This window comes from Abiotrophia sp. HMSC24B09, assembly GCF_001815865.1.
GTDB lineage: Bacteria > Bacillota > Bacilli > Lactobacillales > Aerococcaceae > Abiotrophia.
Genome location: NZ_KV822211.1, coordinates 18,567 through 35,808, shown reverse-complemented (window position 1 = coordinate 35,808; position 17,242 = coordinate 18,567). Strand labels below are relative to the sequence as shown.

20 protein-coding genes are annotated in these 17,242 nt (G+C 51.6%); all 20 read left to right on the top strand.

All coding sequences use genetic code 11. The features are described 5' to 3' along the window. Positions 1 to 247: 247 nt before the first annotated feature. Complete coding sequence (dnaX, locus tag HMPREF3093_RS07760) at positions 248 to 2,215, top strand: DNA polymerase III subunit gamma/tau (protein ID WP_070756425.1); 1,968 nt, start codon at positions 248 to 250, stop codon at positions 2,213 to 2,215. A gap of 25 nt (positions 2,216 to 2,240) precedes the next feature. Beyond that, positions 2,241 to 2,564 (top strand): YbaB/EbfC family nucleoid-associated protein, encoded by a 324-nt coding sequence (locus tag HMPREF3093_RS07755; protein WP_211234432.1) that lies wholly within the window; start codon positions 2,241 to 2,243, stop codon positions 2,562 to 2,564. 31 nt (positions 2,565 to 2,595) lie between these two features. Continuing rightward, a complete protein-coding gene (gene recR, locus HMPREF3093_RS07750; protein ID WP_070756424.1) occupies positions 2,596 to 3,192 on the top strand; it encodes a recombination mediator RecR in 597 nt (198 codons plus the stop codon). A gap of 25 nt (positions 3,193 to 3,217) precedes the next feature. Continuing rightward, entirely contained in the window at positions 3,218 to 3,850 is a 633-nt protein-coding gene (gene tmk, locus HMPREF3093_RS07745; RefSeq protein WP_070756423.1) for a dTMP kinase, read from the top strand. 26 nt (positions 3,851 to 3,876) lie between these two features. Next, positions 3,877 to 4,206: a cyclic-di-AMP receptor gene (locus HMPREF3093_RS07740; RefSeq protein WP_070756422.1), complete on the top strand. Its 330-nt coding sequence runs from the start codon at positions 3,877 to 3,879 to the stop codon at positions 4,204 to 4,206. A gap of 12 nt (positions 4,207 to 4,218) precedes the next feature. Further along, a complete protein-coding gene (locus tag HMPREF3093_RS07735; RefSeq protein ID WP_070756421.1) occupies positions 4,219 to 5,172 on the top strand; it encodes a hypothetical protein in 954 nt (317 codons plus the stop codon). A gap of 44 nt (positions 5,173 to 5,216) precedes the next feature. Beyond that, positions 5,217 to 5,609, top strand: coding sequence for an initiation control protein YabA (locus tag HMPREF3093_RS07730; protein WP_070756420.1), 393 nt, complete (start codon positions 5,217 to 5,219; stop codon positions 5,607 to 5,609). 9 nt (positions 5,610 to 5,618) lie between these two features. Continuing rightward, on the top strand, positions 5,619 to 6,371 hold the full coding sequence (locus HMPREF3093_RS07725) for a tRNA1(Val) (adenine(37)-N6)-methyltransferase (RefSeq protein WP_070756419.1): 753 nt from the start codon (positions 5,619 to 5,621) through the stop codon (positions 6,369 to 6,371). Beyond that, positions 6,361 to 6,693, top strand: a complete 333-nt coding sequence (locus HMPREF3093_RS07720) for a GIY-YIG nuclease family protein (protein WP_070756418.1) — start codon at positions 6,361 to 6,363, stop codon at positions 6,691 to 6,693. Before HMPREF3093_RS07725 ends, HMPREF3093_RS07720 begins: the two co-directional genes overlap by 11 nt. Then, complete coding sequence (gene rsmI / locus HMPREF3093_RS07715) at positions 6,674 to 7,546, top strand: 16S rRNA (cytidine(1402)-2'-O)-methyltransferase (RefSeq protein ID WP_070756417.1); 873 nt, start codon at positions 6,674 to 6,676, stop codon at positions 7,544 to 7,546. Before HMPREF3093_RS07720 ends, rsmI begins: the two co-directional genes overlap by 20 nt. Positions 7,547 to 7,562: 16 nt before the next feature. Continuing rightward, entirely contained in the window at positions 7,563 to 7,757 is a 195-nt protein-coding gene (locus HMPREF3093_RS07710) for a hypothetical protein (RefSeq protein WP_070756416.1), read from the top strand. Next, on the top strand, positions 7,744 to 8,310 hold the full coding sequence (locus HMPREF3093_RS07705; protein ID WP_070756415.1) for a DNA-3-methyladenine glycosylase I: 567 nt from the start codon (positions 7,744 to 7,746) through the stop codon (positions 8,308 to 8,310). The genes HMPREF3093_RS07710 and HMPREF3093_RS07705 overlap by 14 nt, the downstream gene beginning before the upstream one ends. A 100-nt stretch (positions 8,311 to 8,410) precedes the next feature. Next, positions 8,411 to 11,239 (top strand): excinuclease ABC subunit UvrA, encoded by a 2,829-nt coding sequence (gene uvrA / locus HMPREF3093_RS07700; protein WP_070756414.1) that lies wholly within the window; start codon positions 8,411 to 8,413, stop codon positions 11,237 to 11,239. 410 nt (positions 11,240 to 11,649) lie between these two features. Further along, entirely contained in the window at positions 11,650 to 13,344 is a 1,695-nt protein-coding gene (locus tag HMPREF3093_RS07695) for a DUF4097 family beta strand repeat-containing protein (RefSeq protein WP_070756413.1), read from the top strand. A gap of 12 nt (positions 13,345 to 13,356) precedes the next feature. Then, on the top strand, positions 13,357 to 13,536 hold the full coding sequence (locus tag HMPREF3093_RS07690; RefSeq protein ID WP_143227693.1) for a PspC domain-containing protein: 180 nt from the start codon (positions 13,357 to 13,359) through the stop codon (positions 13,534 to 13,536). A gap of 30 nt (positions 13,537 to 13,566) precedes the next feature. Next, entirely contained in the window at positions 13,567 to 13,947 is a 381-nt protein-coding gene (locus HMPREF3093_RS07685) for a PspC domain-containing protein (protein ID WP_070756411.1), read from the top strand. Next, positions 13,947 to 14,282: a phage holin family protein gene (locus tag HMPREF3093_RS07680; protein WP_070756410.1), complete on the top strand. Its 336-nt coding sequence runs from the start codon at positions 13,947 to 13,949 to the stop codon at positions 14,280 to 14,282. Before HMPREF3093_RS07685 ends, HMPREF3093_RS07680 begins: the two co-directional genes overlap by 1 nt. Positions 14,283 to 14,440: 158 nt before the next feature. Further along, positions 14,441 to 15,376 (top strand): HPr(Ser) kinase/phosphatase, encoded by a 936-nt coding sequence (gene hprK, locus HMPREF3093_RS07675; RefSeq protein ID WP_070756409.1) that lies wholly within the window; start codon positions 14,441 to 14,443, stop codon positions 15,374 to 15,376. After that, complete coding sequence (gene lgt / locus HMPREF3093_RS07670; protein ID WP_070756408.1) at positions 15,377 to 16,198, top strand: prolipoprotein diacylglyceryl transferase; 822 nt, start codon at positions 15,377 to 15,379, stop codon at positions 16,196 to 16,198. It abuts the gene before it with no gap. 4 nt (positions 16,199 to 16,202) lie between these two features. After that, a complete protein-coding gene (locus HMPREF3093_RS07665) occupies positions 16,203 to 17,231 on the top strand; it encodes an NAD(P)H-dependent glycerol-3-phosphate dehydrogenase (protein ID WP_070756407.1) in 1,029 nt (342 codons plus the stop codon). Positions 17,232 to 17,242 lie beyond the last annotated feature (11 nt).

Genomic DNA, 17,242 nt, shown 5'->3' with positions numbered 1-17,242 from the left:
GGTTTTCTTTTAACCTGCCAGTAGTTATATTTAAGGCACAAATCATGAATTTAGTGTCCAAAATATCACGTATTTTGACCAACTTCTACCCTATTTATCTATAGAATAGATAAATAGGGAAAGGAGTTTTAGTGCTAGGCAGATTTAAGCAAGTTGCCTTGATTTTCTAGGGCCATACCTAGCGAATCAAGGGCTACTTATGCTATAATAGATAGGAAATATCTGTGCCCAAAAAGGAGGGTGGACAATGAGTTATCAAGCCTTATATCGGGTCTGGCGGCCCCAAAGTTTTGACGAGTTAGTGGGGCAACCCCTAATTGCCGAAACCCTAAAAAATGCGGTCAAGAACCAGCAATTAAGCCACGCCTATTTGTTCACCGGGCCACGGGGAACAGGGAAGACCTCTGCGGCCAAGATTCTGGCCAAGGCAGTCAATTGTCCACATCAGACAGATGGCAATCCCTGCAACCAGTGTGAACTTTGCCAGGCCATTACAGCTGGCCAATTAAGCGACGTTATTGAGATTGACGCGGCCTCCAACAACGGGGTTGAGGAAATCCGTGACCTAAGGGACAAGGTGCGCTATGCGCCCAGTCAAGCGACCTACAAGGTCTATATCATCGACGAGGTCCATATGCTAACCACCGGGGCCTTTAACGCCCTGCTCAAAACCCTGGAAGAGCCACCGGCTCAGGTTCTCTTCATCCTAGCAACGACGGAACCCCATAAGATTCCCGCCACTATTATCTCGCGGACTCAACGCTTCGACTTCGGCCGGATTAGTCAGGCTGATTTAGTCGGCCGCATGCAGTATATTCTGGAACAAGACGGGATTGACTTTGAAGCCGAAGCCCTGGCAGTGATTGCGCGGGCCGCCAATGGTGGGATGCGGGATAGCCTGAGTTTGCTGGACCAATCCCTATCCTATAACCGTTCAGCGGTGACCGTTCAATCGGCCTTGGAAGTGACGGGGTCCTTGTCTCAGCTCGTCTATATCGATTATCTGACTGCCCTGCAAGCCCACGATGGGCCTAAGGCCTTGAGCATCCTGCAGGCCAGTCTTCAAGAAGGCAAGCAGGCCAACCGCTTCGTGGAAGAGTTAATCCTCTTCTGCCGGGACCTCTTGTTGACCTTGAATTCCAAAGACAACTTCACCCTCCTGACCCAAGCAGAACTCAAGCCTCTGCGTCAGGCTGGGGACAATCGCTTCTATTACAATCTAATTGAAAGACTGAATCAGGCCTTAAATCAAATGCGTTTTGCTACGCAGGCAGACCTCTTCGTAGAAGTGGCTACCATTGAATTGGCTCAAGAGGTCTCAAATAAGCCGGTAGCTTCTGGCCCTGAGTCAGGCGCCGTGGCCGACCTTGTGCGTCAGGCGCAAGCCCTAGAGGCCAAGGTTAGCCAATTAGAAGCTCAGTTGCAGGCGGGAGCTCCTGCTCAAGCAGTCCCTAGCCCTCAAGCCCCAGCAGAGGATGACCAACCACGGGTACCGCGCGAGCGTCCTGGTGGACAGCGTCAAGCCTATCATTTGGACACGGATGCCGTCTATGCCGTCCTCAATGAAGCCACACGTCAAGACGTCAGCCAGCTCAAAAGCGGCTGGGCTGCTTGGCTAGAATCCCTGCCACCACAAGACCGCGTGCGCTTGACGGGGGCAGAGGTACAGGCAGCAGGTCCTGAACGTATTCTCTTATCCTTCAAGAGCCAGGACTTCTGTGGCCGGGTCCAACAAGATGCGGACTTCGTCCAAGAACTTAGCCGCCAACTGGCCCGCCACTTTGACCGGCCGGTCGCCCTAGCCTTTGTCTTACAGAGTGAATGGAGTCAGGTGCGCCAGACCTATAAGGTCCTCTATGATCAAGCGGGCGGCCCAATCAAAATTGGTGCCGTGGTAGAACCTATTAGGCTAGCCCCTGAAGCAGAGTCTATAGAAGCTGAACAAGCCAAGCCACAGTCAGACGACTTCCAAAGCCTAGAGCAAGTCATGATGGACTTGCCAGAAGCGCCAGAGGCAAGTGAGCCAGGCACCGATTTGTTTGGCCTGCCAATGGAAAGGCCAGAGCCCGCTCAGCCACTAGTGGACCAGGAGGACTTGCCGACGGTTGATCCTGTCTTCGCACAGGCACCAGATCAGGACAACCTCCCACCTGTTGTCAGCCAAGCCTTGGCCCTCTTTGGTCAAGATGTGGTCGACATCGATTACGAAAAATAAAGCAAGCATTAAAGGAGATATAAAGATGCGTGGAATGGGAAATATGGGCAACATGCAAGGCATGATGCAAAAAATCCAAAAAATGCAAAAAGAAATGACCAAGGAGCAAGCGGCCATTGAAGCTACTATCTTTCAAGCCCAAGATGTTAACCAACTAGTAACGGTTAAAGTCAACGGCAAGAAGGAATTGGTAGAATTGGACCTAGCGCCAGACTTGGTAGATCCAGATGATATCGAGATGTTACAAGATTTAGTGATTGCAACAGTCAACGATGCTTTGAAGCAAGTAGACCAAGCGACGGAATCACGCCTAGGTAAATACACCCAAGGCATGAACCTACCCTTCTAGCCTATAAACCATCAAAGGAGGTGGCCACCCAGTGCAATACCCTGCACCTATCGCGAAGTTAATCAATAGTTTTACCAAATTACCGGGTATTGGAGCCAAGACAGCGGCTCGGTTGGCCTTCTATGTCCTTGACATGAAAGAATCCGACGTGACCGAGTTCGCTCAAGCCCTGATTCAAGTCAAACGTGACTTGCGTTTCTGCCCGACTTGCGGCAATATCACGGACAGCGAGCTTTGCGTCATCTGTTCCGATCAAAGTCGTGACAGCAAGACGGTCCTAGTGGTAGAAGATGCCCGGGATGTCATGTCCATGGAGCGAATGCATGAATATCATGGCCTCTACCATGTCCTTCATGGGGTCTTATCACCTATGGAAGGCACGGGGCCAGAAGATTTGAATATTCCTTCGCTCCTGCGTCGTTTGCAGGAGACGGAGATTGAAGAAGTCATTGTGGCCACCAATGCCACGGCTGAAGGGGAAGCGACCGCCATGTACTTGGCCCGCTTGCTTAAGCCCGCTGGTATTAAGGTGACCCGCCTAGCTCACGGTTTGGCGGTAGGCAGTGACATTGAATACGCCGATGAGATGACCCTCTTCCGGGCCATTGAAGGGCGACGTGAATTATAGTGGAAAGACAAAGTGAGGAGAAGGCATGTTTCCAGGAAAGTTTATAACCCTTGAAGGTCCTGATGGGGCCGGCAAGAGCAGTGTGATTGCGGAGTTAACCGCCTATTTAGAGGGCCAGGGCCATCAAGTCCTGACCACTCGTGAGCCGGGGGGCGTGCCCATTGCGGAGGAGATTAGACGGGTTATTCTAGATGTGGATCACACTGCCATGGACCCGCGGACAGAGGCCCTCTTGTTTGCGGCAGCCCGCCGTCAACACTTGGTCGAAGTGATTCTACCAGCCTTGCGTCAAGGTAAAATCGTTCTCTGTGACCGCTTCGTGGATTCGTCCTTGGCTTACCAAGGCATGGCCCGCGATATTCCGGTGGATCTAATCTGGTCCATTAACCAATTTGCGGTAGAAGATCAACTGCCGGCTCTGACCCTCTTAATCGATGTGCCAGCTGAGGTGGGCCTAGCCCGCATTCATCAGGCTCGTGGTCAGCGCCAGTATGATCGCCTAGACCAAGAATCCCTGGACTTCCATAACCGGGTCCGCCAGGCCTTCCTAGATTTGGCCCAAGCCTCGCCAGAGCGCATTAAGGTCATTGACGGCCAAGCGCCACTAGACCAGGTCGTGGCTGCTTGTATTGACGTTCTACATCAACATGCCCTCTAGAGACAGAGAGGAGAAGGAGTATCATGATGAAATTAATTATTGCCATTGTTCAAGATCAAGACCAAAACGAATTGAGCCGCGCTTTCTATGATGCCAATGTCCGTGCCACCAAGTTATCTACCACCGGTAGTTTCTTACGGGCCGGCAATACTACCTTTATGATTGGGATTGAGGAAGAACGGATTGAGGAAGTCTTGAAGATTATTGACCAATGTTCTAAGGCGCGTGAACAATATGTCAGCGCTCCGCTCCATTTGGATATGGGACTAGACTCAGCTGTTAACCTACCTGTTAAAGTTGAAGTAGGGGGCGCGACCGTCTTCGTCTTACCAATCGAAAGCTTCCACCAATTCTAGGTGGCGACTGGTATGGCTACCTATAGCGTCGAAGCCCTCAAGGCTTATTTTGCCCAGCAGGTCCAGGAAGGCCACCTAGCCCACGCCTATCTGCTGACAGGTGGGGACATAACTAGCAAGCGAGCCGTCATAACGGCCCTAGCCCAAGATTATTTCTCTAGGGATAGCGCTGGCGACCCAACGACCATCCGCCAACGGATTGCCGATAACCAGTATGCCGATGTCTATTACTTAGAGGCTCAAGGCCAGACCCTCAAGGTCGACCAGGTCCGCGAGCTCAAGGAATGGTTGGGGCAGAGCCCGCTAGAAGGGCGGGGTAAGTTTGCTATTATTGAGCAGTCCGAACGCCTCAATGCCTCTTCGGCCAACGCCCTTTTGACCATCTTGGAGGAGCCGGTGGCCAATGTCTATCTCTTCCTCTGGAGCCCAAGTGCTAACTTGCTCCTGCCGACTATTTTGTCACGGGTTCAAGTCCTGCATCTGGAGGCGCCAGACCGCCAAGCCCAGGCAGCGGACTGGGAGGCTCACGGCGTCTTGCCCGTTCACGCCCAGATCCTGGCAGGCTTCAGAGAGGAAACCGTGGCTCGCTGGACCAGCGATTATGAGGCGACCCAGTTTGAGCAGGCTATCAAGACCTGGAACGGCTGGTATCGCCAGCTAGTGATGGGCGACCCTATGGCCTTTGTGGTTCTGCAGACCCGTCTCAAGGGAGACCTGACTCAGCAGGGTGGCTTGGACCTGGCAGATTATTGCCTGCGTCTGACCCATCAGCTCTTAACCAAGGCAGCAGCCTATGATTTCCAGGGGCATTTCTTGACCGAATTGGCCAAACAAGGCCTGCCTAGCCAGGCTGACCTCTTGCGGCTTAATCAGCTCTTGCTAGAAGCTAAGCAGCGGATTTTGGCTAATGTATCCCCTCAGTTGGCTTTAGAACAGTGCGTCTTACGATTTAAGGCGGGGCGCTAAGCAAGCCAATTCACTCTTATTGATAACGAAAGGATGTTGTGCTAATGGATGAGTCAAACTTGACCCAGATTCTGGCCCTAATGGATAGTCAGTTTAGCCAATTAAGTGATACCATGGCGCAACTCAAGCACCAGGTAACAGAACTTTCCCATGAAAATAATCGTCTTCGCATGGCCAATGCCCAGCTAGCATCGGTCGTCAGCGAAGCCAGCCCGCCCCTGACGGATTTGCCCCCAGAGCAAGAAGACAAGCATCCGGAGGAGACTAGTCAAGTGGCGCCAGCCAAACGGCAACAAGCGGGGCGCGAGCGCCTGCAGACCTTCTACCAGGAAGGCATCCATATCTGCCATACCTTCTATGGTATGAAGCGGGAGCCAGGTGAAGAGTGTATCTTCTGTCAGAATCTCCTGGATAGTTTCCAGCGCGACAACCACTAGGAGGTCCCTATGACAGACGCGACTGACTTACTTAAGCCCGGCGAGCGCCTAGACTATCTAGCCCGCGAGAAATTATCGATTATACAAAATCCAGACTACTTTGCCTTCTCAGTCGATGCCATTCTATTGGCCCATTTTGCCAAGGTGCCACGACGCCAGACGGCCAGAATTCTGGATCTCTGTAGTGGGACAGGGGTCATTCCCTTCCTGCTCAGTGCCAAAACAGCCGGTCACATCGATGCGATTGAACTGCAAGAGGCCCTAGTGGACATGGCCCAGCGCTCTTGCCAGCTCAATGATCTGACGGACCGGCTGACTTTTCGCCAAGGGGATGTCAAAACCATGGCGGCGGCGCGCCCCCTCTATGATGTTGTAACTTGCAATCCTCCTTATTTCTCGGTCACTAACAAACAGACCCAACACCACCTGACCTCCCATGCCATTGCCCGGCATGAGGTCTACTTGACCCTGGAACAATGGGTGGCCCAGGCCAAGCGCCAGCTCAAGACGCGGGGCAAGCTCTTCTGTGTCTATCGGCCAGACCGCCTAGATGACTTGATGGAGACCTTGCTAGGGGCGGGCTTTAGTGTTCATCGCCTGCAATTTGCCTATGGCAAGGCCGACCAGGTGGCCAAGGTGGTGCTGGTTGAAGCCATTTATGCGGGTGGGCGCCAAGGTCTGAAGGTGGAGCCGCCGATTGTCATTTATGGGTCGGATCAGCAATACACCCCAGAAATGAAGGCAATTTATTATGGCGACTAAACAGTATTTTTTCTATGTGCTCTACTGCGCGGACCATACTCTCTATACCGGCTATACGGTGGACTTAGAAGCGCGGACTGCCAGTCATAATGCTGGCAAGGGCGCTAAATATACCCAACAAGCCAAGCGCCGGCCGGTTCGCTTGCTCTATGCGGAAGAGCGGCCGAGCCGATCTCTGGCCATGCGGGCAGAGGCGCGTTTTAAGCGACTGACCCGATCCCAGAAAGAAGACTATCTCTTCCGCCATGGCTTGACGTCCTTATCGGCTAGCCAACCCTTAATTATCCCTTTGGAGGTGCAAGATGGAACAACGGAGCTTTGAGTCCCGGGCGGGTGGCACCCTCTACTTGGTGCCAACGCCGATTGGTAACTTGGAAGACATGACCTTCCGGGCCATTCGACACCTCAAGGAAGCGGATTTGATTCTGGCGGAGGATACCCGCAATACCATTAAACTCTTAAACCATTTTGAGATTGAGACGCCTATGCAGAGCTTCCATGAGCATAGCCAGGCTGACCGTCTCCAGCCCTTGTTAGAACGTTTGGCGCAAGGTCAGGATTTGGCCTTGGTGTCAGATGCCGGCATGCCCCTGATTAACGACCCGGGTCATCCCTTGGTGGATGCCACCCTTAGCCAGGGACTGGCAGTGGTAGCTCTGCCGGGCGCCAATGCGGCCCTGACAGCCTTGATTGCTTCGGGCTTATCCTGCCAGACCTTCACCTATTACGGCTTCTTCCCACGGGATAAGAAAGGCCAGGTTGCTGTCTTAGATCGAGTGGCAGGCCAGGATTCGACGGCCATTTTCTACGAGTCGCCCCACCGCATCAAGCAGGCTCTGCAGGCCATTCGCCAGGGATTGGGGCCGGATCGAGCCGTGGTCATAGCTCGGGAGTTAACCAAGCGTTATGAGACCTATATTCGAGGCAGTGTACATCAAGTACTCATGAGCCTAGCGGACCAGGAAATCAAGGGCGAATGTGTCCTCTTAATCGCTGGCGGGGGTAAGGTCGAGACGGGCCCTGAGCTAACGGCAGAGACCGATCTCAAGGTCTTGGTCCAAGACCTCATGGCCCAAGAAGGCGTCAATGCCAAGCAAGCCATTAAGCAAGTGGCCAAGACTTACGGACTGAAAAAACAGAGCGTCTATCAGGCCTATCACGACCTGACTGACTAATAAAGGAGGAAGACTTATGGCATTAAAAGATGAAGATTTCTTATTGAAAAACGATAAAGACTTAGAGGCTGCCATGGCCAAGTTAGGCTTAGTCCTAAATGAAGAGAAGAAGGAATTCGTCGATCCTACCGACCAATTCGCCTTTGACCCAAGCGCCTTAGAAGATGACCAGGATGACCAAGCCAAAGGCAAGGACCATGGACGCAAGTAAAAAACGTTGCGCCTGGGCCACCAATATGCCGGATTATTATCAGGCCTACCATGACCAGGTTTGGGGTGTGCCTCAGCACCAGGATTTAGACCTCTTCAAATGGCTAGTCCTGGAATCCTTCCATGTGGGCTTGTCCTGGCGCTTGGTCCTATCCAAGGAGGCCAACTTTGCCCGTGCCTTGGAAGGCTATGACTATGGCCGTATTGCCCAGTATCAGGAAGAGGATGTCGAACGGTTAGCCCAGGATGCGGGGATTATCCGCCATCGGGGCAAGATTCGAGCGACCATTGCCAACGCCCAGGCCTTTCTCAAGGTTCAGGCCGAATGGGGCAGCTTCGATGCCTATATCTGGCACTTTACGGAGGGCCAGGTGGCCTTTCCACCCCCAGGGGAGCGGCCGACCCGAAGTGATCTAAGCGATCGCATTACCAAAGACCTCAAGAAGCGTGGCTTCAAGTTTTTAGGCAGTGTGACGGTCTATTCCTATCTACAAGCCATCGGCATGGTCAATGACCACGAGCCAGAATGTTTCTGTTATCAAGCAGTGCGCTAGCCCTTGAGGGTCGGCGCTTTTTTTGCGAACAAATTTTCGCACCTAGGAGACTAAGTGTGCTATAATGGGTAGGGTAAGATTGAACCAGAGGAGAAAGACAATGGCCAAAGATAAAATTGTAATCAAAGGGGCACGGTCCCATAACTTAAAAAATATTAACCTAGAGATTCCTCGTGACCAGCTGGTCGTAGTGACGGGTCTATCTGGATCAGGTAAGAGCTCCCTGGCCTTTGACACTCTCTATGCAGAGGGCCAACGCCGCTATGTGGAGAGCCTGTCGGCCTATGCCCGCCAGTTCCTAGGTCAAATGGATAAGCCGGATGTGGACTCCATCGAGGGTTTGAGCCCGGCTATTTCCATCGACCAGAAGACCACTAGCCACAATCCGCGGTCAACGGTCGGGACGGTAACTGAAATTAACGACTACCTGCGTTTGCTCTATGCTCGAGTTGGGGTACCTTACTGTCCTCATCACCATATTCCCATCCAACGCCAGTCCGTTGAGCAGATGGTCAACCAGGTCCTAGACCTGCCTGAGCGCACGCGTATCCAAATTCTGTCCCCTCTGATTCGTAATCAAAAAGGCCAGCATCAGAAGACCCTAGAGAAGATTAATAAGGACGGTTTTGTCCGGGTGCGAGTGGATGGTCAGGTTTATGATGTCACCGAAGTGCCTGAACTAGCTAAAAATAACAAGCATAATATCGACGTCGTGGTGGACCGGGTCGTCATCAAGGATGGCGTCCGCTCCCGCCTCTTCGATTCCATGGAGACCGCCCTCAAACTATCTGAAGGCTATGTCATCATCGATGTCATTGATGGTCAGGAATTACGTTTTAATGAACACTTTGCCTGCCCGCACGGCGACTTCCAGATGGGCGAGCTGGAGCCTCGTCTCTTCTCCTTCAATGCGCCTTTTGGTGCCTGCCCAAGCTGTGATGGTCTGGGTTCCCGTTTAGTAGTAGATGAGGCCTTGGCCATTCCCGATGAAAATCTCACCTTGGAAGAAGGAGCCTTTGTCGCCTGGAATCCAATCAGTTCCAACTACTATATGTCCATGATGCGCCAATTCTGTGAGCAGGAAGGGATTCCCATGGATGTTCCTTATAAGAAGCTCAAAAAGTCCCAGCAAGCAGACCTTAAGTATGGGGTCAAAGACGGTCGCAGCTTCAAATTCACCTACACCCCAATGTCGGGCACCGGCACGCGGACGGTTGATACGGTCTTCGAAGGGGTCATTACCAATATGGAACGCCGCTACAACGATACGGGTTCCGACTATACCAAGGAAGTCATGCGCCAGTACATGGTCGAGCATATCTGTCCGGCCTGCCAGGGCCAACGTCTCAACCCAACAGCCTTGTCAGTTCGGGTAGGGGACCTCAATATTGCCCAAGCTACTGAATTGTCTATTAGTGATGCCTTGGCTCACTTCAAGAGCCTGACCTTTGGGCCGGCAGATGAAGTCATTGCCAAGCCCATTATCAAGGAAGTGACCGATCGCCTAACCTTCCTCAATAATGTGGGGTTAGATTACCTGACCCTGAGTCGGGTGGCTGGTTCCTTGTCAGGTGGGGAAGCGCAACGTATTCGTCTGGCTACCCAAATTGGCTCCAATCTTAGTGGGGTCCTCTATATCTTGGATGAGCCTTCTATCGGTCTCCACCAACGCGATAACTCCCGTCTGATTCAGTCTCTGACACAGATGCGGGACTTGGGTAATACCCTGATTGTGGTGGAACACGACGAAGAAACCATGATGACAGCCGACTATATTATCGATATTGGGCCGGGTGCCGGCGAGCACGGTGGCCAAGTGGTTGCATGTGGGACACCAGAAGAGGTCATGAAGAATCCAAATTCCTTAACAGGTAAATACCTGTCGGGTCAGGAGAAAATCGCCTTGCCAGCCAGCCGTCGTCAGGAAGACAAGGGCTGGGTAACCGTTACGGGAGCTAGCGAGAACAACCTGCAGAATGTCACCGCCAAATTCCCATTAGGGCGCTTTGTAGCAGTGACGGGGGTTTCGGGTTCAGGTAAATCCAGTTTGGTCAATGCCATCCTTAAGCAAGCCTTGCTCAAGGAGCTGACTAAGGCTAAGACCCGTCCAGGTAAGTTTAAGTCAATCAAGGGTTACGAAAGTTTAGACAAGATTATCGACATTGACCAGAGTCCGATTGGCCGGACACCACGCAGTAACCCGGCTACCTATACAGGAGTCTTTGACGATATACGGGATCTATTTGCCCAGACCAATGAAGCCAAGTTGCGCGGTTATAACAAAGGGCGCTTCAGCTTCAATATCAAGGGCGGGCGTTGTGAAGCCTGTGCCGGTGGTGGGATTAACAAGATTGAGATGCACTTCCTGCCAGACGTCTACGTACCTTGTGAGGTTTGTGGTGGCCGTCGTTATAACTCTGAAACCCTGGAAATCAAGTACAAGGGCCTTAATATCACCGAAGTGCTAGACCTAACCGTTGAAGAAGCGGTGGAGTTCTTCGCTGCGATTCCAAAAATTAAGCGCAAACTCCAAACCTTGCTAGATGTGGGTTTAGGCTATATTAGCCTGGGTCAGTCTGCCACTACACTATCAGGTGGGGAGGCTCAACGCATGAAGTTGGCGGCCGAATTGCAGCGGGTTTCGACCGGCAATACCTTCTATGTCTTGGATGAACCAACGACCGGGCTTCACGCCCACGACATTCGCAAGCTGCTAGAGGTCATCGACCGCCTAGTCCAAGCGGGCAATACCGTAGTGGTGATTGAACATAATCTGGATGTCATTAAGACCGCCGATTATGTCATCGACCTTGGGCCAGAGGGTGGGGTTCGCGGTGGTCAGATTATCGCCACTGGGACACCGGAAGAAGTAGCCAAAGTCAAGGGCTCCTTCACCGGCCAGTACCTCAAACCATTATTGAAAAAATAAAATAAGACTGGGACATTTGTCCCAGTCTTATTTGTTTATTTTACGTTCCCTATTTATTAGTGTTACACTAATAAATAGGGTTTAGCGCCATGATTTTTACGGTCTTACTTAGCCGTTTTTCACAAAGTTGGGTGAATTTCACAAGAACGTTCGTCTTTTGACTGAAAAAGCCTGATTTAATAGGCTTTTGCTTGGCGGTCTCGTCATATCTTCAATATATAATAATTCATATTTTTCCTTATAACTTAGAATAAGTCATGCGCTTAAAGCGGCTGAGACCTGTCAGGCGCTCTTTTCATCCCTAGGTCCGAGCAAATATCGGTCCTAGGCCCTATGTCAAACGAGTGGAAAACTGGCATAATAAGGGTGTAGTAGTTAAGAAAAAAGCCCTCATTTAAGGAGTGAGAGATATGAATGAGAAAGAAAGAATCATTGAATTAGTCAAACAACAAGTCATTACCATGGATGAAGCCCTTCGCCTCCTCGAGGCTTCGGCCCAAGCAAAATCAGCTGACCAAGCAGAGGAGCCAGCCGACGCTCAAGACCAAGCCCAAGTGACGGACCAGGAAGCTCCAAGCAAGCAAGAAGCGCCAGCTGACCAAGAACCTGAGCAGGACAAGAAGGCGGGCTTCGACCCAGAACAACTCAAGGCTACCGTCCAAGAAGCCATCGACAAGAGCCTCAAATTTGGCCAAGAAATCATCTATAGCGTCCAACAAAGCCTTGATGACAAACAAGAAAATAAGCCTGAAGACAGCAAGTCAGCAGAGCCAACCCAAGAAGCCTCTGAACCAGAAGCTTCCATCAGCCAGGAAGAGGCAGAAGCAGCGGCGGCCAAGCGCCAAGAATTAGAGGAAAGCCTGGAAAAAGAAGGCCAAGCCCTCCTAATCGCTAAGCAACGCTTAAGAGAGTTCGAGATTCTAGCAGAATTAGACGAGCTCAGTGAAGAACTCCAAGCCCAAAAAGCCCAAGTGGCAGCAGAAGTCCTGGAGCGCGGCCAAAAGATTGACCAGCTCCAAGAAGAACTCAAGGCCTACAAGCCAGAAAGTTCGGCTTCAGAGCCCTTCAGCCAACGACTCAACGATTTCGTTCGCCAAGTCAATGAAGGCAGCCAACGGGCAGCCGACCACGTCAGTCGGGCAGCGGATCAATTCGGTCAGAAAGCCGACCGTGCCGGCCAACGTATTGATAACGAAGCCAACCGCCTAGGCCGGGTCATTGGCCAAGTGGTGAGCACAGCCTTTAAGGCAGCGCGTGAAGGCATTCGCGTAGGCGTGCGGGCCTACGGCCGTTTAGGCAATGAATGGGAGCATACCTTTAACTTTGACGCTAAGGACCTAAAGGTGTTAGACTTTAAGTTATCACGAGGCGATGTCAAAGTCACTCGCGCCCATGTGGATCAAGTCTCAGTCAATGTCAAGGCTAGCTTCTTCGGTAAGATTCCAAATCCTAACCTAGAAGATTTCCAAGCCCACAGTATCCTCTCCCTAGACGACGGCAACTTGATCCTGCAAGTAACTGACGACCATATGTCAGCGGATATTGAAGTGACCCTGCCAGACCAAGACTTAGAGACCGTTCGGATTGAGACCACCCAAGGGGATATTGAGCTAGACGGTGTCCAAGCTAAGGAAATCTATCTGACGACTGTCAATGGGGATGTTGACCTGTCCGATGTGGCGGCAGACTTATTAGACTACCATTCAACCAATGGGGATTTAGACTACCGCCAAGCAGAGGTCAAGCGCCTCAACTTAGAGACAACCAACGGCGACTGCCGCGTGGTGGGAGCCATTGGCGATGTAGCCGCTAGCCTAATTAGTGGCGACCTGCTCTTAACCAAGCGTGATGAGACGCCGGCTGCCATGAAGGTCAGCACGGTCAGTGGCGATGTGAAAATCGCTATTCCGGCCAACTTAAGCCTAGAAGGCAGCGCCCAATCTAGCTCAGGCGACGTGGAACACCGTATCGGCCACCTAGACGTTGAAACCCACCGTCATCACAGCCTAGAATTCCAACGGCTGATGACCAACCAAGAACGCCCTGTTCATTTAGAAATTAACACCGTATCAGGCGACATTCGCCTCAAAGATACCGATTTATAGGAGGAATTTATCATGAAACGATTAACTCGCAATAGCCGTGAAGGAATGTTTTTAGGCGTTTGTGCCGGTATTGCTGATTATTTTGGTATAGACCCAACGCTTGTGCGCCTAGTCTGGGTGATTTCCGGTCTTTTAGGTGGTGTGGGCTTGTTCGGCTACTTGATTGCGGCTTTCATCATGCCAGAGGCCTAAGCTTAAGTAAGGTAGAAAGAAGGAAGGACTATGAAACGACTATATAAATCTACCCGCGATCGTAAGGTAATGGGGGTCTGCGGGGGGCTGGGAGAATATCTAGGTATTGACCCTACTTTCCTTCGCCTAGTGTGGTTTGTCCTCATCTGGCCAGGTTGGGGGGCACCTTTCCTCATTTATTTGGTCTTGGGGATTATTCTGCCAAGTGACTATACGGTTGCCAATGGCCCTACCAGTCGCTCTAGCCACCGCGAACAGGAAAGAGACCGTTATCGCCAACAGGCTAACCGGGCAAGAGAGGAACTTAATGATTTCCTACGTCGCTATCAAAAAGGCGCAGCAGGTCGCGATGCTAAGACAGAGACTAAGCGTCGTGATGTGACGCCTAAAGACGACTGGAGTGATTTCTAATGCGTCGGATTTTATTGAATACCCTACTCTTTATGGGCTTGGCCCATGTTATGCCGGGTGTCAGCGTTACGGGCTTTGGCGGGGCCTTAATATCAGCCTTTGTCTTCGCCCTCTTAAGCGTGACGGTAAAACCTGTCCTAGAATTCTTTGCCTGGCCCCTCAACTTCTTGAGTTTGGGGCTAGTCAACTGGTTGATTGCCGGCTTTATCCTACTTTTAGCTAGCTGGTTGCCAGGTGGCCTTACCATTAGCTCTATCTGGAGCGCTATGTTGGTGGCTGTTGCCCTTTCCCTAGGCCAAAGCTTAGTTGGCCTGGACAGTCCCTATCATGATTAAGACCCACAAAAGACCGCAGACCGGATGGCTGCGGTCTTCTGCTTAGGGTAGTAAATTCAGTCTTTTCAAGGGTCTGTCCGGGCAAACGAAAAGATAGGAATTCTCCGCCGTCTATGTTAAGATTAGGAGGTAAAAGTCAATGAGGAGGCAACATTTTCATGTCCAGCAGTGTAACCGTCAATGAACTCGTAAAAACCTTAAAAATTCAATATGCCTTTGGGGAAGATTATGGTTCTCGTCAAATATATACTAGTGAAGTATCCCGGCCAGGTTTGGCCCTAACAGGCTTTGTGGAGGACTATCCCTTCGAGCGAATCCAGTTGCTTGGGCGGACAGAGCTTCTCTATCTAGCAAGTTTGCCAGAAAACGAGCGGACTTTGGCCTATGAATCTCTCTGTAACGAGGAAACGCCAGCCATTATCTTCGCACGGGACATGTCAGTGCCGGAAGATTTGATTACGGTCGCAGATAAGTATCATATTCCAATTTTGGTGGCACGATCTAAGACTACCCGGGTCCTAGCCAACTTGACTAACTTTTTAGAAGGTCGCTTGGCTGAGCGCTTGGCTAAGCACGGTGTCTTCGTGGAAGTATTCGGGATGGGGGTACTCTTGACTGGGGGTAGCGGTGTCGGTAAGTCGGAAACGGCCCTAGAATTGGTCCAACGCGGCCATCGTCTGATTGCCGATGACCGAGTCGAGCTCTTTATGATTGATGAATTGACCCTAGTTGGTGAAGCCCCTGAAATCCTCCAAAACCTCTTGGAAATCCGTGGTTTAGGCATTATCGATGTCATGTCTCTTTACGGGGTAGCAGCCATCCGTCGCTCTAAACGTTTGGAATTGATTATTAACCTAGTGCTAGATGACGGCAAGACCGAATACGACCGTCTGGGCTCACAACGTGAATATGAACAAATCTTTGAAGTCAACGTACCACGTATCCGCATTCCGGTTAAGACTGGGCGGAACTTGTCGGCCATTGTCGAATCAGCAGCCATGAACTTCCGGGCTAACCAAATGGGTTATGATGCGACGACTACTTTCAACCGTAAACTAGACGCCCTTATCAAGAAGAATCGGGTTGATGACTAGATGCCAGTTTTAGCCATTGATCCCATTGCCTTCCGCTTACTAGGCTGGCCCGTCCACTGGTACGGCCTCTTGATTGGCTTAGGTATGGTCCTATCCTATCTCTTAGTCATGCGCGAGGGGCGCCGTAAGGGCCTGTCAGAAGATTATCTGTCGGATGCCTACTTTTGGACCATTATCTTAGGCCTGCTAGGGGCGCGCGCCTATTATGTGCTCTTCCGTTTGGACTACTACCTAGCCCATCCCGACCAAATCATTCAGATTTGGCATGGTGGGGGTGCCATCTATGGGGCCATCTTGTTAGGGACGGCCACCATTATCTATGTGGCAAGGCGCTATCAGCAAGACCTCATTCTGACCTTGGATGTGGCAGCGCCAGGCATTATGCTGGCCCAAGCCATCGGGCGTTGGGGCAACTTTGTTAACCAAGAGGCCTATGGGCCAGAAACCAGCCGCGCCTTCCTAGAAGGCTTGCATTTGCCGGCCTGGCTCATTGACCAAATGCAGATTCAAGGCCATTATTACCAGCCAACCTTCCTGTATGAGTCGCTGTGGAACCTACTTGGTTTGGCCCTAATCTTTATCTTGCGACGACAAAAAGGCTTAGTCAATCGTGGCGAATTAGCGGCCGGCTACTTCGTCTGGTACGGCCTAGGCCGCTTCTTCATTGAAGGTCTACGGACTGACAGTTTATACTTGGGTCCCTTGCGCATTTCGCAGGGGGTGTCCGCCGTCATGGTAGTGCTGGGCTTGGCCTGGATTATCATCAGACGGCGAGGGGGTCACAGTGTGGCCTATTCAGATTTCCAATTAGAAAAGAGGTAAGGACATGAAAATTGCGGTATTAGGTTCAGGTTCCTGGGGAACTGCCCTAGGCCAAGTCTTGGCTGAAAATGGTCATGAGGTGGTCTTATGGGGACGTGAAGACCACATCGCGGACGAAATTAACCAAGCCCATACCAATAGCCACTTCCTGCCAGGCATTAACTTGCCGACGACTATTGTGGCGACAACGGACTTGAAAGCAGCCTTGGATCAAGCCGCTGTCTTGCTCTTCGTCTTACCAACCAAGGCTATTCGCTCGGTTGCTCGGCAGGTAGCGAGCTATCTCAGTCAGTCAGACGCCCACCCCCTCCTGGTGCATGCCACTAAGGGGCTGGAGCAGGGGACCCATTTGCGGGTCAGCCAGATGATTGAAGAGGAAATTCCGCGCCAAGACTACCAAGACTTGGTTGTCTTGTCAGGCCCAAGCCATGCCGAGGAAGTAGCCCGCCATGACCTGACGACCGTAACGGCCGCTTGTCCCAATTTGCAAGCAGCTGAGAAGGTGCAGGCCCTCTTTAAGAATCACTACTTCCGCATTTATACCAATACCGATGTGGTAGGCGTGGAAATGGGCGCGGCCCTCAAGAATATTATTGCCCTAGGTGCCGGTGTCCTAGCGGGTGCTGGCTACGGCGACAATGCCAAAGCTGCCCTGGTAACGCGTGGTCTGGCTGAAATTTCCCGTATGGGCATTAAGTTGGGGGCAGACCCGCTGACTTTCGTTGGTTTGAGTGGGGTTGGCGACCTAGTGGTCACCTGTACCAGTCCCCACTCCCGTAACTGGCAGGCAGGGAATTTGCTAGCCAAAGGTTACAGCAAGGAAGCCATCGAAGAAGAAATTCAAATGGTAGTTGAAGGGATTGCTACCTGCCAGTCAGCCTATGAACTGGCCAAGGAATCCGGTATCGAAATGCCAATTACCGAGGCCCTCTATGGTCTCATTTATGAAGGTGCGCAGGTCAAAGAAGGTCTGCTTCGCTTGATGACGCGCGACGGCAAGCAAGAAGCCTCCCTGTCTCAAGCGCATTATTAAGAGAGTGAATG